We start from the raw sequence: 18,476 nt of genomic DNA, 5'->3' as shown, positions 1-18,476 counted from the left end.
TGGGAGCGAGCCTGCTCGCGAATACGGCGGTACATCCAACACTGATGCAGGCTGATCCACCGCTATCGCGAGCAGGCTCGCTCCCACAGGGATTTGCGGTGGCCGCAAATTCATAGGTCGCCACTGACCCAATGTGGGAGCGGGCTTGCTCGCGAATACGGCGGTACATCCAACGCTGATGCAGTCTGGTCTACCGCCATCGCGAGCAGGCTCGCTCCCACAGAATTCGTGGTCGGTCTGACAGACGCGGTGACTTTTCCGACGAGGTTTTAAGGTTGCTGCTCGGAAGCGGCATCTCTAGCTTGTTCATGTCGCTGCCAATCCAGCGACCGGGACTGCAAGCCCGCCGAATTCGTTAGGCGCCAGCGCCCGGACCCAACGTCTCGGGCTCCAATTGATGCAGGAGCGCCGTTATGAACAAACACCATCCTTCTTCGCCATCAGAGAGCACCTTCCCCTACAACGACCCCGATCCAGAAAAGCTCCAAGAGGCCGCAGACCGAGCACTCGATTACCATCTGGGCACCCACCCTGATCCCAAACCCAAACCCAAAACCTCAACTCAAGTTTTCACCGTCATCGATACCCTCGACACCGAGTGCCTACTAGCAAATCTCAGCGAAACCCTGGCCTCGGCCAGTGCGATGGTCAACGACCTGGCGTTCGACCTGAAAGGCTCTCGGCGGCATGTCGCGCTCGGCGTGGTGCAGATGATTGACTTGAGTGAGTTGTTGGCCAATCGAGCGCTGGATCTCGTCGACCCGCGTTAACCAAGTGTGGCGAGGGGATTTAGCGAAGCGTCGCATCGCCCCGCTGGGCTGTGGGAGCAAAGCTTGCTCGCGAAACAGGCGCCTCGGTTCCTGAAAGACCGCATCGCCTCCATCGCGGGCAAGCCTTGCTCCCACATAGGCCAGCGTTAAAGCGCACACAAACAAAAAGCCCACCTTTCGGTGGGCTTCATGTTCAGCGTTCAAACATCAATCAGAACAGCTTCATCTTCGGCGCTTCTTCTTTCACCGGTTCGTTCTTGCCCGTCTCGGCGTTCCAGCCACCGCCCAGTGCCTTGTACAAATTGACCTCGCTGGTCAGTTGCGCCAGGCGGTCGGTGATCAGCGATTGTTGCGCGCTGAACAGTTGGCGTTGGGCGTCGAGGAAGGTCAGGTTGCTGTCGACACCAATGCGGTAGCGCCGCTCGGCCAGGCGGTAGTAGTCCTGGTTGGAAGCAACGTAGGCGGTCTGGGCCTGCAACTGTTCGTTGTAGGTCCGGCGTGCGGCCAAGCCATCGGAGACTTCTTGGAACCCCGTCTGAATGGCCTTCTCGTAATTGGCAACGTTGATGTCTTTCTGGATCTTCGCGTAATCCAGGCTCGCCCGCAGGCTGCCGGCGTTGAAGATCGGCAGGTTGATTTGCGGAGCGAAGGTCCAGGTGCCCGAACCGCCCTTGAACAAGCCGGACAGGTCCGGGCTCAAGGTGCCGGCGTTGGCCGTCAGGCTGATGCTCGGGAAGAACGCGGCCCGCGCGGCGCCGATGTTGGCATTGGCAGCCAGCAGGTTGCGTTCGGCCTGGAGAATGTCCGGACGACGTTGCAGCAAGTCCGACGGCAACCCGGGCGGCACTTCGCTGAGCAGGTCATCGCTCAGCGGTTGCGTGTTCAGGTTGGCCGGCAGGCCGGTGCCCAGCAGCAGGGTCAGGCTGTTTTCGTCCTGGGCGACCTGGCGGGTGTAGCGTGCCAGTTGCACGCGGGCATTTTCTACCGCGGTGCGCGCCTGGCTCAGGTCCAGGGCCGAGGCCACGCCGACTTCGGCGCTGCGTGAGGTCAGCTTGAAGCTTTGCTCGTAGGCCCCGAGGGTTTCCTGGGTCAGCTTGAGCAGTTCCTTGTCGGCCTGCCAGGTCAGGTAGGCATTGGCGACGTTGGCCACCAGGCTGATCTGGGTGCTGCGACGGGCTTCTTCGGTGGCGAAGTAGCTCTGCAGCGCTTGCTCGCTCAGGCTGCGAACCCGGCCGAACAGGTCCAGCTCGTAGGCGCTGATGCCCAGGGTGGCCGAGTAGGAGCTGCTGATGGCCGCTTCACCAGTTTGCGAGGCCCGTGCCGGCACGCGCTGGCGGCTGGCGGAACCGGTGGCCGAGACCGCCGGGAACAGGTCTGCGCGCTGGATGCGATATTGCGCGGCATAGGCATCGATGTTCAGCGCCGCGACACGCAGGTCGCGGTTGTTTTCCAGGGCAACCTGGATCAGCTGTTGCAACGCCGGGTCATGGAAAAACTGTTTCCAGCCTTGCTCGGCGGCGGCCTGGCCGGGCGCATTGGCCGAGTCGTAGGCCAGCCCTTGCGGGTATTGCGCCGCGACCGGTGCTTCGGGCCGCTGATAGTCGGGGATCAGCGAGCAACCGCTGAGCACGACGGCGGCGATGGTCAGGGAGAGTAGCGACTTGCTCATTGGCCAGCCTCTTTGGAAGTTTCAGGAGTGTCGTGCCCATCGGTATTTTTGCGACGGCCTATCGACGACACGGTCACGAAGAACAGTGGCACCCAGAAGATTGCCAGGATGGTCGCGGTGAGCATACCGCCAATCACGCCGGTACCGATGGCGTGCTGGCTGCCTGAACCTGCCCCCGTGGAAATCGCCAGCGGAACCACGCCGAGGACGAACGCCAGGGACGTCATGATGATCGGTCTCAGACGCATCCTACAGGCTTCAATGGCGGCCTCCACCAAGGTTCGGCCCTGTTCATGGAGCTCCTTGGCGAACTCTACAATCAGAATGGCGTTTTTCGCCGCCAAACCGATGGTTGTCAGCAAGCCCACCTGGAAGTACACGTCGTTGGACAGGCCACGCAGGCTGGTCGCCATCAAGGCACCGATGATCCCCAGTGGCACCACGAGCATGACCGCGATCGGAATCGACCAGCTTTCATACAGTGCCGCCAGGCAGAGGAAGACCATCAGCAGCGACAGGGCGTACAGCGCTGGCGCCTGGGAGCCCGACAGACGTTCCTCGTAGGACAGGCCCGTCCAGGAAATACCGACACCGGCCGGCAGCTTCTTGGCGATGGCCTCAACCTCGGCCATGGCTTCACCGGTGGAGTATCCAGGCGCCGGGGTGCCGAGGATTTCCATGGCTTCCACGCCGTTGTAACGGGCCAGTTTCGGCGAGCCGTAGACCCACTCACCCTTGGCGAACGCAGTGAACGGCACCATGGTTCCGGCGCTGTTGCGCACGTACCACTTCTTCAGGTCTTCGGGACTCATGCGCGCATTCGGCTGGCCCTGGACGTACACCCGTTTCACTCGACCACGGTCGATGAAGTCGTTCACATAGCTACTGCCCAAGGCAATCGACAGGGTGTTGTTGATTTCCGAAAGGGTAATGCCCAGGGCACTGGCCTTCTCGTCATCGATTTCCAACTGGTATTGCGGTTCATCGTTCAGACCGTTCGGACGCACCTGGGCCAGTATCTTGCTCTGGGACGCCATGCCCAGGAACTGGTTGCGGGCTTCCATCAGCTTGTCGTGGCCGATACCGGCACGGTCCTGCAGGAACACGTCGAAACCGGTGGCGTTACCCAGTTCCATCACCGCTGGCGGTGCGAAGGCGAACACCATCGCGTCGCGGAAGGTGAAGAAGTGTTGCTGGGCCCGACCGGCGATCTTGAACACGCTGTTGTCAGCGTTACGTTCTTCCCACGGCTTGAGCATGATGAACGCCAGGCCGGAGCTCTGGCCACGGCCGGCAAAGTTGAAGCCGGTCACGGTGAACACCGAGGCCACGCCATCGCCTTCGCCGCCGTCCTTGCTGGGTCGCAGCAGGAACTCACGCATCTTGTCCACCACCACCTGGGTACGTTCGGCGCTGGAACCCGCCGGTGTCTGTACCTGGGCAAACAATACGCCCTGGTCTTCTTCCGGCAGGAACGCCGTCGGGATGCGGGTGAACAGCCAGACCATGCCAACCACGATGATGATATAGGCCAGCAGATACGGGGCCTTGTGCTTGAGCATGTTGCCCACGCCCCGTTCGTAGCTCCTGACACCACGGTCGAAGGTGCGGTTGAACCAGCCGAAGAAGCCGCGTTTCGGTGTGCCGTGCTCACCCTTGGGGATTGGCTTGAGCATGGTGGCGCACAGGGCCGGCGTAAAGATCAATGCCACCATGACCGACAGGGCCATGGCCGAAACGATGGTGATGGAGAACTGCTTGTAGATCACACCGGTGGAGCCGCCGAAGAATGCCATCGGCAGCAGTACCGCCGAGAGCACCAGGGCGATGCCCACCAGGGCGCCCTGGATCTGGCCCATGGATTTCTTGGTGGCTTCCTTGGGCGACAGGCCTTCTTCGCTCATCACCCGTTCGACGTTTTCCACCACGACGATGGCGTCGTCCACCAGCAAGCCGATGGCCAGCACCATGCCGAACATGGTCAGGGTGTTGATGCTGAAGCCGAACGCCGCGAGGATCCCGAAGGTGCCCAGCAGTACCACCGGCACGGTCATCGTGGTGATGATGGTGGCGCGGAAGTTCTGCAGGAACAGGAACATCACCAGGAACACCAGGGCGACCGCCTCGACCAGGGTTTCAACCACACCTTTGATCGATTCGCTCACTACCGGGGTGGTGTCGTAGGGGAACACTACTTCCAGGCCTTGGGGGAAGAACGGCTTGAGGTCGTCGACGGTCTTGCGCAGGGCCTTGGCGGTATCGAGGGCGTTGGCGCCAGTTGCCAGTCGCACGGCCAGGCCGGAGGCCGGAGCGCCGTTGAACTGGGCATTGATGCTGTAGTTCTCGCCACCCAGGGCGACATCGGCCACATCGCCGACACGCACTTGCGAGCCGTCCGGGTTGACCTTGAGCAGGATCGCCTTGAACTGCTCGGCGGTCTGCAGGCGGGTCTTGCCGATGATGGTGGCGTTCAGTTGTTGGCCGGGCATGGCCGGCAGGCCGCCGAGCTGGCCGGACGCGATCTGGACGTTCTGCGCGGAAATGGCCGTGCTCACATCCACCGGGGTCAGGTTGAAGTTGTTCAGCTTGGCCGGGTCGAGCCAGATCCGCATCGCGTATTGGGCGCCGAAGACCTGGAAGTCACCGACACCAGCGGTGCGCGAGATCGGGTCCTGCATGTTGGAGACGATGTAGTTGGACAAGTCTTCCCGAGTCATGCTGCCGTCGCGCGACACCACGCCGATCACCATCAGGAAGTTTCTCACTGACTTGGTCACGCGGATGCCCTGTTGCTGCACTTCTTGCGGCAGCAGCGGGGTGGCCAGGTTCAGTTTGTTCTGGACCTGGACCTGCGCGGTATCGGAGTTGGTGCCTTGCTCGAAGGTGGCCGTGATGGTCATGCTGCCATCGGAGTTACTTTCCGAGGACACATAACGCAGGTTGTCGATGCCGTTGAGCTGCTGTTCGATCACCTGTACCACGGTGTCCTGCACGGTTTGCGCGGACGCGCCCGGGTAGGTCACTTGAATCGCGATGGCCGGCGGTGCAATGCTCGGGTACTGGTTGATCGGCAACTTGAGGATCGAGAGAGCCCCGACCAGCATGATCACCAGGGCGATCACCCAGGCGAAAATCGGACGGTCGATAAAGAATTTCGACATGGTTTACTCCCCTTTGCCGCCGGCGGCTTTATCAGCTGCCTGTGCGGGGACCGGGTTCTTGGTGCCAACGTTGGTGGCTTCGGTGGCTTTGACTTCCACGCCAGGGCGTACGAACTGCAACCCTTCGGTGATCAGGCGATCGCCGGCCTTGAGCCCGTCTTCGATCAGCCATTGGCTGCCGACGGTGCGGCTGGCCTTGAGCTGACGCAGTTCGACCTTGTTGTCAGCGCCAACGACCAGGGCGGTCGGCGTACCCTTGAGGTCGCGGGTCACGCCTTGCTGTGGTGCCAGGATCGCCGCGCTGTTCACACCAGCCTGCAATTGCGCGTGGACGAACATGCCCGGCAACAGGGTGTGGTCAGGGTTGGGGAACACGGCGCGCAAGGTCACGGAACCGGTGGTCTGGTCGACCGACACTTCGGAGAACTCCAGCTTGCCTTCGTGTGGATACAGGCTGCCGTCTTCCAGGGTCAGCTTGACCATGGCGGCGTTTTCGCCGGCCTTTTGCAAGCGGCCGCTTTCCAGTTCGCGGCGCAGTTGCAGCAGTTCGACCGAGCTCTGCGTCACGTCGACATAGATCGGGTCCAGTTGCTGGATGGTCGCCAGCGCGTCGGCCTGGCCGTTGCTCACCAATGCTCCCTCGGTGACCGAGGAGCGGCCGATGCGACCGGAAATCGGTGCATAGACCTTGGTGTAGCGCACGTTGATCTGGGCAGTCTGCAGGTTGGCCTCCGACTCCAGGCGATTGGCCACGGCGGTGTCGTATTCCTGACGGCTCACCGCCTGTTCATCCACCAGTTGCTTGTAGCGGTCGGCAATCGACTTGGTGGAGCGCAGGTTGGCCTCGGCGCTCTTGAGGGTCGCTTCATAGACGGCCGGGTCGATCTGATACAGCTGCTGGCCGGCCTTGACGTCAGCGCCTTCTTTGAACAGGCGCTTGAGGATGATGCCGTTGACCTGTGGGCGAACTTCGGCGACACGGAATGCGCTGGTGCGCCCCGGAAGCTCCGAGGTCAGGGTGAAGGGCTGGGTCTTGAGGGTTACGACGCCGACCTGAGGAGGGGGAGGAGCGGGTGCAGCCTCTTCCTTTTTGCATCCGCTGAGCAGCGATGCCAGGGCGATGGCAGTGACCAGAGCAGTAACAGCTGGCTTGAATTGCATGGAAATCCTCGGGTCCAGGCGCGTAACTGGCGCACTCGAAAGGTGGAAGGGTAAAAAAGGAGCATTTTTTCAATTAGTAGGATGCTAAGAAATATACTTACGTACACGGTTGTTTGTAAACAGCCAGATTGCGTAACATCCGGATTTACAAAAGCCTGACAAAGGCCAGCGTAGATCGGGGACGCGTTCCAAAGAGACGTCGCCTCATATTTTGTTCAGCTGATTCTTACGCATTGCTGACCGCATCCTGATTGAGGTGTTTACTGCCATGGTCCGTCGTACCAAAGAGGAAGCCCAGGAGACTCGCAGCCAGATCCTCGAAGCGGCCGAAAAGGCCTTTTTCGAGCGTGGCGTGGCGCGTACGACCCTGGCCGACATCGCGACACTGGCGGGTGTGACGCGGGGTGCCATCTATTGGCATTTCAGTAACAAGGCAGACCTGCTCCAGGCCATGCTCGACACCCTGCACGAGCCGCTCGACGAGTTGGCCCGTGCCAGTGAGAGTGAAGAGGAGCTTGATCCGCTGGGCTGTATTCGCAAACTGCTGGTCCAGTTGTTCCAGCAGGTGGCCCTGGACCCGAAAACCCGCCGCATTAATGAGATTCTGTTCCATAAGTGTGAATTCACCGATGAAATGTGCGATCTGCGCCAGCAGCGGCGCGAGGTCAGCCTCGACTGCAATGTGCGTATTGCGTTGTCGTTACGCAACGCGATGAAACGCGGCCAGTTGCCGGATGATCTGGACCCTGAAAGGGCCGCAGTCGCCATTCATGCCTACATCGATGGCATTTTGTACCAGTGGCTGCTGGCCCCCGACAGCTTCGCCCTGGCGGGTGAGGCCGAGCGCTGGGTGGAGATCGGGCTGGACATGCTGCGCCTGAGCCCCAGCCTGCGCAAATGAAACAAAATGCGTAATTGCGTCGGTTTGTGTCAATACGAGCGCGTAAGGATGCTTTTATAAACCGACACTGGCGCGGTTGATAGGCAATCGGCGGCGAATTTTGTAGGAAATTTGTTTCGCTCTGGTGAAGGGCGGGAAAAATCCGCTCGGCAGGGTCATCCGAACGGATCGGCCGATGCCTCGCCAGACTGCCCTGGCGAGGCCGGATTTTCAGCTCAGCGTGAGTTCCACAGTAAAACCATAGGGCTCTTCACTTGCTGTGCGGGTGATTCGAGTCGTGCATTGGATCGGGCTTGTTCCAATAGAAGTCAGTGTGTGGGTCCGGACGGGTGTCAGTGTCGGTGAAATAACACCGAAAGACGTATTGACCCGCAAACCGAAGTCAAAGCGAAAGCCAAATTCTTTATCGCCGAACACAATGAAGTGTTTGAACATGTCCTTATTGCGACTGCCCAGGCGCCGAGTATAAGCGAGGTCGAACTTCAGGGCCTGGATGTCCCAGGGAAAAATCGGTGTGAGGTGTTGCTCGTCCGCATTCAACTGCAAGTTGTGTTCGCCGATTTCAAAATCCAAGTCGGTGTGGTTGATCAACTTTACGACGAGACGGGTGCGGCCTGGGTTGACGCGCTCCTGTTCCCAGGCTTGAACCTGCTGGTTGACCTTGTCATTGAGGTTGGCTTTCTCTATCAGCGCCGTGAGCATCGACCTATATTCTTGCGTATCGAGTGATTCGAGAAATTGATACAACACTGACAACGGTGCCCAGCTAAATTGAGAGGCGATGAGTTCATAAATGCCATTGTCGGTCTGTTGGCTGTTTTCCGGGGTAGCGTTCATTTGAAATCCTTTTCAAAGAGAGTGACTGCAAGTGGGCAAGACGTTGTGTCTTGTTATTGGCGATAATATGGGCAGTTAGATGGGGTTTAGAAGTTTGGATATTTGACTTGATATTTAGCGCAAATAAAAAAGCCCTGGCTCTTTCGAGGCAGGGCTTTTGTTTTTTATGATTTACATCATTGGATAATCGATGTAACCCATCGGACCTTTACCATAGAAGGTCTCCGGATGCGCTTCGTTCAGCGGTGCATCGGCTTTCAAGCGCGCCGGCAGGTCCGGGTTGGCAATGAACGGCACACCGAAGGCGACGGCATCGGCCTTGCCCTCGGCCAGCCAGGCGTTGGCGCTGTCCTTGGTGAAACGTTCGTTGGCAATGTACGGGCCGCCGAAAGCTTGCTTGAGTTGTGGGCCAATGCTGTCTTCGCCTTCCTTCTCGCGAGAGCAGATGAAGGCAATGCCACGCTTGCCCAGTTCGCGAGCCACGTAGCTGAAGGTCTCCAGACGGTTCTCGTCGCCCATGTCATGGGAGTCGGCGCGTGGCGCCAGGTGCACGCCCACCCGGCCGGCGCCCCAGACTTCGATGGCCGCGTCGGTCACTTCCAGCAGCAGGCGGGCACGGTTTTCCAGGGAGCCGCCGTAGTTGTCGGTGCGCTGGTTGGTGCTGCTTTGCAGGAACTGGTCGAGCAGATAGCCGTTGGCGCCGTGGATTTCCACGCCGTCGAAACCGGCGGCCTTGGCGTTCTCGGCACCGACACGATAAGCGTCGACGATGTCGGCGATCTCAGCGGTTTCCAGCGCGCGCGGCGTTGGGTAGTCGGCCAGGGGGCGGACCAGGCTCACGTGGCCCTTGGGCTGGATCGCGCTGGGCGCCACCGGGGTTTCGCCGTTCAGGTACGACGGGTGGGAGATCCGGCCCACGTGCCACAGTTGCAGGAAGATCTTGCCGCCGGCGCCGTGGATCGCCTTGGTGACGTTGGCCCAGCCGCGCACCTGGTCGTTGGACCAGATGCCCGGGGTGTCCGGGTAGCCCACGCCCATCGGGGTGACGGAGGTCGCTTCGCTGAGGATCAGGCCAGCGGAGGCACGTTGCACGTAGTACTCGGCCATCAACGCGTTAGGCACGCGACCTGCGTCGGCGCGGCAGCGGGTGAGCGGGGCCATGATGATGCGGTTCTTCAACTCGATGTCGCCGAGTTTGATGGGGTCGAAAATAGTCGCCATGAAATACAACCTCGAAAGTGGAAGGATTAAAAGTCAGTGAGTTGCCGGGGCCAGGTCGGCATTGCCGCCCTGGCGGAAAGTGATCAGGGTGACCAGCAGCGCCAACACAGCCAGCGCGCCGGCGGCCAGGGGCACGGAGGTCAGCCCCAGGCCGTGGTCGATGACGCTGCCGCCAACCCAGGCGCCCAGGGCGTTGCCGATGTTGAAGGCGCCGATGTTCAAGGTGGACACCAGGTTGGGCGCGGCTTTGCCGAAGGTCACCACGTTGACTTGCAGGGCCGGCACGGCGGCGAAGCAGGCGGTGGCCCAGAGGAACAGGGTGATTTCGCTGGGGATCAGCGCCACGCTGGTCCAGCTCAGCACGGTGGACACCACGGCCATGGTGATGAAGACGCCCATCAGCGTGTTCGCCAGGCTCTTGTCCGCCAGCTTGCCGCCGATGATGTTGCCCAGGGTCAGGCCCAGGCCGATCAGCACCAGGGTCCAGGTCACGCCACGGGGCGACACGCCGGTCACTTCGCCCAGCAGCGGGGCGACGTAGGTGAACAGGGTGAACACCGAGGCGGAGAACAGCGCGGTCATGCTCAGGGACAGCCACAGGCCGGCCCCCTTGAGCGCCACCAGTTCCGAGCGCATGTCGAGTTTTTCTTCATCGCGCTTGGCCGGCAGGAAACGGATCAGGCCGATCAGCGCCACCACGCCGATGACGGTCACCGCCCAAAAGGTCGAACGCCAGCCGGCCTCCTGACCCAGTGCGGTACCCAGCGGTACGCCGAGTACGTTGGCCAGGGTCAGGCCGGTGAACATCAGGGCCACGGCCGAGGCGCGCTTGTTGGGTGCCACCAGGCCGGCGGCCACCACGGAACCAATGCCGAAGAACGCACCGTGGCACAGGGCGGTGACGACCCGGGCGAACATCAGCACGTTGTAGTCGCTGGCAATCGCACAAAGCAGGTTGCCGATGATGAAGATCCCCATCAACACCACCAGGGCGGCCTTGCGCGGCAGCCGCGCGGTGGCCAGTGCCATGAACGGTGCACCGATGGCCACGCCCAGGGCGTAGCCGGTGACCAGCCAGCCGGCGCCAGGAATCGACACGCCCAGGTCGGCCGCGACATCGGGCAACAGGCCCATGATGACGAACTCGGTGGTGCCGATGGCGAAGGCGCTCAGAGCCAGGATGAGAAGTGAGAGGGGCATGATGGGTCCTTGTCAGGTCAGAGCTCTTGGCTCATTTGCTTGAGGAACTGCTGGATCACTTCCTCGTTGCGTTTGAAAAAGTGCCATTGACCGACCTTCTGGCTGGTGATCAGCCCCGCCCGTTGCAATACCGCCAAGTGCGCAGACACCGTGGATTGCGACAGGCCGCAACGCTGGTCGATCTGCCCGGCGCAAATGCCGAACTCGTGGTTGTGCAACTGGTCGGGGAACTGGACCTTGGGGTCCTTGAGCCAGTTGAGGATGTCTCGCCGTACTGGGTGCGCCAGGGCTTTTATTATTTCGTCGAGGTCGAGGGTCATGGTGGCAAGCTCGGGATGGGTAAAACGCTATATCGCGATGGAGCGAACCTTAAATCGTTATTTCGCGATACACCAATATGGATTTGATCTGAATACCGAACAAATCGCTATATCGGGTTATAACGATATGGGCGCGGGGGTGCTAAGCTGCGGGCCATGAACTATCTCGCGCACCTGCATCTCGGCGGCCCTGGCCGGGAACAACTGCTCGGCAGCCTCTACGGCGATTTCGTCAAAGGGCCGCTGCAAGGGCTCTACGATCCACGGATCGAAGCGGCGATTGCCCTGCATCGGCGCATCGACATGTACACCGACCGCCATCCCTTGGTGGATATTGCCCTGTCGCGTTTTTCCACGGTGCGCAGGCGGTATGCCGGGATCGTGCTCGATGTGTTTTTCGATCACTGCCTGGCCCGGGACTGGACGTTGTACGGCGAAGGGCCGCTGCTGGACTTCACGGCCCGGGTGTACCAGGTACTCAATACCGAACCGCAGCTACCAGGGCGCCTGGCGCACATCGCGCCGCATATGGCGGCGGATGACTGGCTGGGGTCTTACCGGGAGTTCGAAGTGCTTGGGCAGGTACTGCGCGGGATTTCCCGGCGTCTGTCCCGGCCGGAGGAACTGGCGGGTGCGATGGAAGAGTTGATCAGGCTCTATGAGCCGTTGAGCGAGGATTTCCGGTTGTTCTACCCACAGCTTCAGGATTTTGCTCAAAACCAAGTCACACCGCAGGACTAATTGTGGGAGCGAGCCTGCTCGCGATGTGTTGGTCCAGTCAACATCTCTGCTGAATGTTAAGCCGCTATCGCGAGCAAGCTCGCTCCCACACAGGACTTTTGCCAGGCCGAATCTCATGGCCGCCGCAGATCAAATGTGGGAGCGAGCCTGCTCGCGATGTGTTGGTCCAGTCAACATCTCTGCTGAATGTTATGCCGCTATCGCGAGCAGGCTCGCTCCCACACAGGACTTTTGCCAGGCCGAATCTCATGGCCGCCGCAGATCAAATGTGGGAGCGAGCCTGCTCGCGATGTGTTGGTCCAGTCAACATCTCTGCTGAATGTTAAGCCGCTATCGCAAGCAGGCTCGCTCCCACAAGGTGTCCGGATCAGGCCGCAATGGCAGGTCGCATCGGGGCTTGCTGCTTCTCCGGGATCGCCCCGAACAACGCCTTGTGCACCGCCTGTTGCGCCTGGAACGCCAGCGCCGCACGCTCCTGGCCGTGGCAGGCGATGGGTTGCAGCAGATGGATGTGCACCTCGCCCCGATCATTGGCGAACAGGCGCATCAGGTGCGACAGCAAATCATCATCGCCAATGAACGGTGCCAACGCGTCAGGTTCACCGTTACGCACATAACGGATCGCCACCGGCTGCAACGCCACATCGGCATCGATGGCCGCCGACAACAAGCGACCGTGGAAGGTGCGCAGGGAGCGACCATCGGTGGTGGTGCCTTCCGGGAACATCAGCAGCGGATGGGCCTGTTCCAGATGGCGGCTCATTTGCTTGCGGATCAATTGGCTGTCACCCGAACCGCGTCGGATAAACAGGCTGCCGGCCTTGGCGGCCAGCCATCCGGCAACCGGCCAGGTGCGCACTTCGGCCTTGGACAGAAATGACATCGGTGTGAGCATGCCCAGCAACGGGATGTCGGTCCAGGACACATGGTTGCTGACCCACAGCATCGGCCGTTGTGGCAGTTCGCCGTGGACCGTCACGCAAAAGGGCAGGGCATGGCTCAGCCGCGCCATGAAGAACCTTGACCAACGCTGGCGACGGACCATGGAGTTGGCAATCCCCAGGCGCTCGAACAGGCCGAACACGCTGGCCATGCTCAGGCCCAGGGTCACCACCAGCAAGACTCGCGCGATACGCGCGTACACCCGCAACCGGCTCATTACACCGCTGCCTTGAAGTGGCGGGCGTAGCGCGGGCAGAGTTCGTCGCGCTTGAGCAGGATGAACACGTCGGCCACCTGGAAATCCTCGTCCCAGCATGGCTCGCCGCAAATCTTCGCGCCCAGGCGCATATAGGCCTTGAGCAGCGGCGGCATCTCGGCAATGACGTTGGACGGTACGTCCAGGCTCGGCAGCGGTTTTTTCGGTACGGCTTGCAGGTGCTCGGTGCACAGGTAGCGTTCGCGCAGGCGCTGCATGATCGCCTGGGCCTGGACGCCACCATCCTGCATCGGAATGCTCGCGCAACCCATCAGGTAGCTGTAGCCGCCTTCGTTCAGGACCTCGGCCAGTTCGCCCCACAGTACGGCGATGGTGCCGCCGTTGCGGTAGGCCGGGTCGACGCAGGTACGGCCGATTTCCAGGATCGGGCCCTTGAGATGGACCAGGCCGTGGAGGCTGAATTCTTCTTCGCTATAGAACCGGCCCAGGCTGCTGGCGGCCTGGTGGTCGAGCAGGCGAGTGGTCGCCACGAGGCGACCGGTGTTCAGGTCGCGTACGCCGATGTGGGCGCAGTGAACATCATAGTCATCCATGTCCAGACCCTTTTCCGCGCCTTTGAGCTTGGCGTTGAATTCGCCACTGAAGACGTTGAAGCGCAGGGCCTGGGCTTCTTGCAAGGCGTGGGCGCCGATCAGGCGTTCGGCTTGCAGGCGGCGTTCATTGCCGGTGTCGCTGATGCGGGCGATCTGGGTCATAGCGAATCTCCGTGCGGGCTGTTCAGTTGCAGCCTGTCGACTTTCTTTATGCAGCCATGTTGTGCAAAGTCAGGCTATGTAGCCCCGGTGTCATCGCCATGAAGCTTTGGTGATGCTTATATGACAGCCCTCAAGGAGTCCCCCATGCCCTGGCACACTCTGATCGAACGCGGCGAGCGCCTGCCTGCCCATCCGGACCTGGCCGAAGGTTATGCGACCTTGTTGCAACGCCTGGGGCCGGTGACGCCGTTCGAACTGGCCGTGGCCGGGGCGCGGTTGATGGCGACACCGGGGCTGGCGTTCCTGGTGGGGTACCAGGCGGCGCTGCGGGTGCTTTGGCCCAGCGCGCCCCAAAGCCTCGGCGCCTTGTGCGCCACCGAACAACGCAGCTTGCGCCCGGCGGACATGCAGACCCGCCTCAGTGATTTGCGCCTGAGCGGGCGCAAGGATTTCGTCACCGCCGGCGACGCCGCCGAGTGGTTGCTGATTGCCGCCCGCTGCGAAGCGCCCGGTGAAACGCCGCGACTGAACCTGGCGGTGGTCTATCCCGGTGAGCCTGGCGTGACCCTGGAAAAACTCCCGGCCATTGCCCTGATGCCGGACGTCAGCCATGGCCGCGTCCTGCTCGATGGCGCGCTGTGCGAGTTGCTGGCAGGCGACGGTTGGGATGCCTACGTCAAGCCGTTCCGCACCCTGGAAGACCTTTATGTGCTCAGCGCGATGACCGCCTGGTTGTATGGCGTCGGACAAGAGTGTGCCTGGCCCCAGGCGTTGCAATTGCGCCTGCTGGGGCTGCTGGCCGGTTGCGCGGAGGTGAGCCGTCACAACCCTTCGAGTGCTGCCGGGCATGTGCTGCTGGGTGGGTTGTTCGCCCAGTTTGACGGGCTCGCTGGCGAGCTGAAGGACGCACTGGCCGCCGGGCCTGCAACGTGGTGCGAGATGTGGACGCGGGATAAGGCAGTGATGGAGATGGCGGCAGGGGCGCGGGCCAAGCGGTTGGCCAAGGCTCTGGAATCTTCATTGGCTTGACGAGCCTCATCGCGGGCAAGCCTTGCTCCCACAGGTTCAGTGTTAAATGACAGTCTGTCGTAGACCTGTGGGAGCAAGGCTTGCCTGCGATGGCGTCGGTACTGTCGGCACAAACATCCAAACTGTCATCAAGCCTGCCTAAGCTCATCAGGTTCAATCCTGCGAGCCCCAAGCATGTCCAAAGGCTGGTTCCTGATCCCACTCCTGTTGCTCACCTTGGGCGCTCACGCCGAAGATTGGCCTAGCGAGCAGTGGCCAACCGCTCCGACCCCTACCGGGCCGGCCATCGAAGCCTTGGAGCAATATGCCTTCCCACCCCGGGACGACGTCACCCGCCGAGGCATCCGCACCGACGCGCTGCTGGTGATCCGGGACGGTCGGCTGGTCTACGAACGCTACGCCGGGCCAACCACTGCCCAGACCCCGCACCTGACCTGGTCCATCAGCAAAAGCCTGCTGGCGACGGTGTTCGGCGTGGCCTACGGGGAAAAGCGCTTTGCCCTGGATGATCCGGCAGCCAAGTACTACCCGCCCCTGAGCCGGCACCCGAGGCTGACCCTAGCCGATCTTTTCCATTGGGCCTCGGGCCTGGACTGGCAGGAAGACTACGAATACGCGCCGCTCAACTCCTCGGTGGTGGCAATGCTGTATACCCGTGGACGGCGCGACATGGCGGGATTCACCGCGGAGCATGAAAGCGCCGGTCCGCCAGGCCAGGCGTTCCGTTATTCCAGCGGCGACAGCAACCTGCTGGCTGGCGCGTTGAAAAACATCGTCGGCCCGGCGCGCTACTCCGACTATCCCTGGACGGCTTTGTTCGACCCCCTGGGCATCCGCCATGCTACCTGGGAAACCGATGCCAGCGGCACCTTCGTGGGATCGTCCTACGCCTACCTCACGGCGCGGGACTTGGCGCGTGTCGGGTTGTTGATGCAGCGGGACGGCCGCTGGGGCCAACGGCAACTGATCCCCAGGGAGTGGGTCGCGTTCAATCGTGAACCTTTCGCCCACTTCCAGGCCGGCCAGGACGAGGCCGTGCCCGGCGGGCATTGGTGGCTCAACCGCGCTGTCGACCCGGCAATCCACCCCTGGCCCGACGCGCCGCCGGACACCTTCGCCGCGCTGGGCCATTGGGGCCAGGCGCTGTACATCATCCCCAGCGCCAAACTGGTGATCGTGCGTTACGGCGACGACCGCGACGGTAGCTATCGCCATAACGAACTGCTCAAGCGCGCCATGGCGGCGTTCGCCGCAAAGGTGCAGCCATGAAGCGCAAAATCTTGCTTAGCCTGCTGTCGGTGCTGCTCATTGCCTTGTTCGGTTGGGTCTGGCTCGAGCGGGTGGCGTTGCGGGCCTTTCCCGACATCATCAGTGCCTACACCGCCAAGGAATATTGCTCGTGCCGCTATGTGATGCAGCAACCGGCCGAGTATTGCCGGGGGTATGTGAAGCAGTCAGTGCCCACCAGCGATTTTCTCGAAACCGTTGAAGCCAAGCGCGTCACCGTCAGTGGATTGGGGCGCAGCAACAGTGCGCAATGGCTGGGGAAGCGGCAGGGGTGTCGGTTGGAACTCTGAGCTAACTTTTGGGTGCAAGGTCTGACGCCGTTTCTATTGTGGGAGCAAGGCTTGCCCGCGATGGCGATTCCTAAAACGCCATCGCGGGCAAGCTCCACAAACGAATCCCTTTACCACAGGTTCTGTGTGTTCCTGCAGTTATTGAAACAGACAGTTTGCAAGTGCCCTCGGCCCGGTTAAGGTTCGCCACAGGTTTATGTGCCCTGCGAGTGTGTATGTTCAAGCGGTTTTTCCCTCACGCTGTCGCCAGCTTGCTGCTGGCCTGCGCAGCGCTGCCGGCCCAGGCCGACTGGTACCTGGACGGCGAGTCTTCGCGGCTGTCGTTTATCAGCAGCAAAAATGGCAATGTCTCCGAGGTCCAGCGTTTCCTGGTACTTCACGGCCAAGTGCAGCCCAACGGCCTGGCCCGCCTGGAAGTGGAGCTGGAATCCGTCAACAGCGGCATCCCCCTGCGCGATGAGCGCATGCGCGCCGAGCTGTTCGAGATCAAGCAATTTGCCGAGGCCACCATCACCGCACAAATCGACCTGATGCCGATCCAGGACCTGGCCAACGGCGCGCAGTTGGAGTTGCGCCTGCCGCTGACGGTGAACCTGCACGGCAAACAGCACGAGTACCCTGTCGAACTGCTGGCCACGCGCCTGGACGAACGCCGCTTCCAAGTGGTGACCCTGGAACCGGTGGTGCTCAACGCGGCGGATTTCGATCTGGCGCCGGGGCTGGAAAAACTGCGAAACCTGGCCGGGTTGTCGGCCATCAGCCTCTCGGTGCCGGTGAATGCGGTGCTGATTTTCACGGCGCGCTGACATGAGTGGCCCGGTATTTCCCTGGCGTGAAGGCAATCGCTTCGAGCTGTTGATCGACGGCCCGCAGTTCTTCCCGCGCATGCTGGTGGAAATCGCCCGTGCCCAGGAACAGGTCGAGCTGGAGCTGTACCTGGTGGAGGCGGGCGCTTGCGCTGAAGCGATGGTCCAGGCTCTGGTCCAGGCCGCCGAACGTGGCGTTCGCGTGCGTTGTCTGTTCGATGACTACGGCAGCCTGGCGTTTACCCTGGCCCTGCGCAAGCGCCTGACCGAGGCCGGAGTGGAGTTGCGTTTCTACAATCGGCTGAGCTGGCGCCGTTGGGTGCGCAACCTCTACCGGGATCACCGCAAGCTGCTGTTGGTGGACCAGCGCCTGGCCGTGGTCGGTGGCACCGGAGTGACCGATGAATTCTGGAACCCCCTCGACGACCGCAGTGAGTGGCACGAAGTGATGGTGGAAATCGTCGGTCCGCTGGTGCTCGACTGGCAATTGCTGTTTGACCGCCAGTGGCTCGCCAACCGTCATCGGAGAGCCTGGAAACCGGCGTCCAACTTCGGCTTGCCGCGCCTGCCGCGCGTTCCTCCGGTGGGCGAGGGCATGGGGCGTGTGGCGTATGCCGACGCCCGCCAGCATCGCGACATCCTGCAATCGCTGTCCCGGGCACTGAACAGCGGCCAGAAACGCATCTGGATGGCGACGCCGTATTTCTTGCCGACCTGGAACGTGCGCCGTTCCTTGCGCAAGGCCGCCGCCCGGGGTATCGACGTGCGCCTGCTGCTGACCGGCCCGCGTACCGATCACCCATCCGTGCGCTACGCCGGGCATCGTTATTACCCACGATTGCTCAAGGCCGGCGTACAGATCTTCGAATACCAGCCGTGTTTCCTGCACCTGAAGATGGTGTTGGTGGACGACTGGGTCAGCATCGGCTCCTGCAATTTCGATCACTGGAACCTGCGTTTCAATCTGGAAGCCAACCTCGAAGCCCTGGATTCCAGGCTCAGTGGCGCAGTGGCGGCCAGTTTCGAACGGGACTTCGCCCAGAGCCTGCAGGTCAGCCTCGACGCCTGGCAGCGCCGGCCGCTGTGGAAGCGGTTCAAGCAGCGGGTGTGGGGGTTGGTGGATCGGGTGGTGGTGAATCTGTTGGATCGGCGGGGGTAAGGTTCACCGA

General features: G+C 61.6%; 17 protein-coding genes. 8 read left to right on the top strand and 9 right to left on the bottom strand.

Annotation, left to right across the window (positions count from 1 at the left end; genetic code table 11):
* Positions 1 to 413: 413 nt before the first annotated feature.
* Positions 414 to 770: a DUF6124 family protein gene (locus tag GN234_RS11560; RefSeq protein WP_176688507.1), complete on the top strand. Its 357-nt coding sequence runs from the start codon at positions 414 to 416 to the stop codon at positions 768 to 770.
* Positions 771 to 981: 211 nt separating this feature from the next.
* Here GN234_RS11560 and adeC read toward each other — a convergent pair whose 3' ends face one another.
* The 3 genes from adeC to GN234_RS11545 are packed head-to-tail and all read right to left on the bottom strand — an operon-like array spanning position 982 to position 6,761.
* Complete coding sequence (gene adeC / locus GN234_RS11555; protein ID WP_109755947.1) at positions 982 to 2,439, bottom strand: AdeC/AdeK/OprM family multidrug efflux complex outer membrane factor; 1,458 nt, start codon at positions 2,437 to 2,439, stop codon at positions 982 to 984.
* Positions 2,436 to 5,600 (bottom strand): efflux RND transporter permease subunit EmhB, encoded by a 3,165-nt coding sequence (gene emhB / locus GN234_RS11550; protein WP_109755946.1) that lies wholly within the window; start codon positions 5,598 to 5,600, stop codon positions 2,436 to 2,438. Before emhB ends, adeC begins: the two co-directional genes overlap by 4 nt.
* A gap of 3 nt (positions 5,601 to 5,603) precedes the next feature.
* The gene (locus GN234_RS11545; RefSeq protein ID WP_109755945.1) at positions 5,604 to 6,761 is read right to left on the bottom strand and encodes an efflux RND transporter periplasmic adaptor subunit; all 1,158 of its coding nucleotides are present in this window, start codon (positions 6,759 to 6,761) and stop codon (positions 5,604 to 5,606) included.
* Between the two features lie 268 nt (positions 6,762 to 7,029).
* On the opposite strand from GN234_RS11545, the gene GN234_RS11540 reads away from it, so the two are divergent.
* A complete protein-coding gene (locus GN234_RS11540) occupies positions 7,030 to 7,662 on the top strand; it encodes a TetR family transcriptional regulator (protein ID WP_109755944.1) in 633 nt (210 codons plus the stop codon).
* Positions 7,663 to 7,872: 210 nt separating this feature from the next.
* Here the strand turns inward: GN234_RS11540 and GN234_RS11535 are convergent, their stop codons facing one another.
* The 4 genes from GN234_RS11535 to GN234_RS11520 form a co-directional block, all read right to left on the bottom strand.
* Positions 7,873 to 8,499, bottom strand: coding sequence for a hypothetical protein (locus GN234_RS11535; protein ID WP_109755943.1), 627 nt, complete (start codon positions 8,497 to 8,499; stop codon positions 7,873 to 7,875).
* Between the two features lie 171 nt (positions 8,500 to 8,670).
* The gene (locus GN234_RS11530; RefSeq protein ID WP_109755942.1) at positions 8,671 to 9,720 is read right to left on the bottom strand and encodes an alkene reductase; all 1,050 of its coding nucleotides are present in this window, start codon (positions 9,718 to 9,720) and stop codon (positions 8,671 to 8,673) included.
* A 33-nt stretch (positions 9,721 to 9,753) separates the two neighbouring features.
* Complete coding sequence (locus GN234_RS11525; protein WP_176688506.1) at positions 9,754 to 10,920, bottom strand: MFS transporter; 1,167 nt, start codon at positions 10,918 to 10,920, stop codon at positions 9,754 to 9,756.
* A 17-nt stretch (positions 10,921 to 10,937) separates the two neighbouring features.
* Positions 10,938 to 11,240, bottom strand: a complete 303-nt coding sequence (locus GN234_RS11520; protein WP_053119236.1) for an ArsR/SmtB family transcription factor — start codon at positions 11,238 to 11,240, stop codon at positions 10,938 to 10,940.
* 156 nt (positions 11,241 to 11,396) lie between these two features.
* Between GN234_RS11520 and GN234_RS11515 the strand changes: the two genes are divergently transcribed.
* Positions 11,397 to 11,981, top strand: a complete 585-nt coding sequence (locus tag GN234_RS11515; protein WP_109755940.1) for an acyl carrier protein phosphodiesterase — start codon at positions 11,397 to 11,399, stop codon at positions 11,979 to 11,981.
* 367 nt (positions 11,982 to 12,348) lie between these two features.
* Here the strand turns inward: GN234_RS11515 and GN234_RS11510 are convergent, their stop codons facing one another.
* Complete coding sequence (locus GN234_RS11510) at positions 12,349 to 13,140, bottom strand: lysophospholipid acyltransferase family protein (RefSeq protein WP_109755938.1); 792 nt, start codon at positions 13,138 to 13,140, stop codon at positions 12,349 to 12,351.
* Entirely contained in the window at positions 13,140 to 13,895 is a 756-nt protein-coding gene (olsB, locus tag GN234_RS11505) for an L-ornithine N(alpha)-acyltransferase (RefSeq protein WP_109755937.1), read from the bottom strand. The genes GN234_RS11510 and olsB overlap by 1 nt, the downstream gene beginning before the upstream one ends.
* 144 nt (positions 13,896 to 14,039) lie before the next feature.
* Between olsB and GN234_RS11500 the strand changes: the two genes are divergently transcribed.
* From GN234_RS11500 to GN234_RS11480, 5 genes are all read left to right on the top strand, one after another.
* Positions 14,040 to 14,924, top strand: coding sequence for an acyl-CoA dehydrogenase middle domain-containing protein (locus GN234_RS11500; protein WP_116831648.1), 885 nt, complete (start codon positions 14,040 to 14,042; stop codon positions 14,922 to 14,924).
* A 174-nt stretch (positions 14,925 to 15,098) separates the two neighbouring features.
* Positions 15,099 to 16,193 (top strand): serine hydrolase domain-containing protein, encoded by a 1,095-nt coding sequence (locus GN234_RS11495; protein WP_176688505.1) that lies wholly within the window; start codon positions 15,099 to 15,101, stop codon positions 16,191 to 16,193.
* Positions 16,190 to 16,501: an amidase gene (locus GN234_RS11490; protein ID WP_109755934.1), complete on the top strand. Its 312-nt coding sequence runs from the start codon at positions 16,190 to 16,192 to the stop codon at positions 16,499 to 16,501. The genes GN234_RS11495 and GN234_RS11490 overlap by 4 nt, the downstream gene beginning before the upstream one ends.
* A gap of 215 nt (positions 16,502 to 16,716) precedes the next feature.
* Complete coding sequence (locus GN234_RS11485) at positions 16,717 to 17,307, top strand: YceI family protein (RefSeq protein WP_134923151.1); 591 nt, start codon at positions 16,717 to 16,719, stop codon at positions 17,305 to 17,307.
* A 1-nt stretch (position 17,308) separates the two neighbouring features.
* Positions 17,309 to 18,466, top strand: coding sequence for a phospholipase D-like domain-containing protein (locus GN234_RS11480; protein ID WP_116831651.1), 1,158 nt, complete (start codon positions 17,309 to 17,311; stop codon positions 18,464 to 18,466).
* Positions 18,467 to 18,476: the final 10 nt, after the last annotated feature.

Origin of the sequence: Pseudomonas bijieensis, from assembly GCF_013347965.1 — a bacterium.
Classification (GTDB): Bacteria; Pseudomonadota; Gammaproteobacteria; order Pseudomonadales; family Pseudomonadaceae; genus Aquipseudomonas; species Aquipseudomonas bijieensis.
This window is presented reverse-complemented; position numbering and strand designations above follow the sequence as displayed.

Bases quoted from the DNA above. Each gene is read 5' to 3' on its own strand.
- GN234_RS11540 (WP_109755944.1), top strand. From the start codon at position 7,030: ATGGTCCGTCGTACCAAAGAGGAAGCCCAGGAGACTCGCAGCCAGATC.
- GN234_RS11485 (WP_134923151.1), top strand. From the start codon at position 16,717: ATGTTCAAGCGGTTTTTCCCTCACGCTGTCGCCAGCTTGCTGCTGGCC.
- GN234_RS11545 (WP_109755945.1), bottom strand. From the start codon at position 6,761: ATGCAATTCAAGCCAGCTGTTACTGCTCTGGTCACTGCCATCGCCCTG.
- GN234_RS11490 (WP_109755934.1), top strand. From the start codon at position 16,190: ATGAAGCGCAAAATCTTGCTTAGCCTGCTGTCGGTGCTGCTCATTGCC.
- GN234_RS11500 (WP_116831648.1), top strand. From the start codon at position 14,040: ATGCCCTGGCACACTCTGATCGAACGCGGCGAGCGCCTGCCTGCCCAT.
- GN234_RS11510 (WP_109755938.1), bottom strand. From the start codon at position 13,140: ATGAGCCGGTTGCGGGTGTACGCGCGTATCGCGCGAGTCTTGCTGGTG.
- GN234_RS11530 (WP_109755942.1), bottom strand. From the start codon at position 9,720: ATGGCGACTATTTTCGACCCCATCAAACTCGGCGACATCGAGTTGAAG.
- GN234_RS11535 (WP_109755943.1), bottom strand. From the start codon at position 8,499: ATGAACGCTACCCCGGAAAACAGCCAACAGACCGACAATGGCATTTAT.
- GN234_RS11495 (WP_176688505.1), top strand. From the start codon at position 15,099: ATGTCCAAAGGCTGGTTCCTGATCCCACTCCTGTTGCTCACCTTGGGC.
- adeC (WP_109755947.1), bottom strand. From the start codon at position 2,439: ATGAGCAAGTCGCTACTCTCCCTGACCATCGCCGCCGTCGTGCTCAGC.
- GN234_RS11520 (WP_053119236.1), bottom strand. From the start codon at position 11,240: ATGACCCTCGACCTCGACGAAATAATAAAAGCCCTGGCGCACCCAGTA.
- GN234_RS11525 (WP_176688506.1), bottom strand. From the start codon at position 10,920: ATGCCCCTCTCACTTCTCATCCTGGCTCTGAGCGCCTTCGCCATCGGC.
- olsB (WP_109755937.1), bottom strand. From the start codon at position 13,895: ATGACCCAGATCGCCCGCATCAGCGACACCGGCAATGAACGCCGCCTG.
- emhB (WP_109755946.1), bottom strand. From the start codon at position 5,600: ATGTCGAAATTCTTTATCGACCGTCCGATTTTCGCCTGGGTGATCGCC.
- GN234_RS11480 (WP_116831651.1), top strand. From the start codon at position 17,309: ATGAGTGGCCCGGTATTTCCCTGGCGTGAAGGCAATCGCTTCGAGCTG.
- GN234_RS11560 (WP_176688507.1), top strand. From the start codon at position 414: ATGAACAAACACCATCCTTCTTCGCCATCAGAGAGCACCTTCCCCTAC.
- GN234_RS11515 (WP_109755940.1), top strand. From the start codon at position 11,397: ATGAACTATCTCGCGCACCTGCATCTCGGCGGCCCTGGCCGGGAACAA.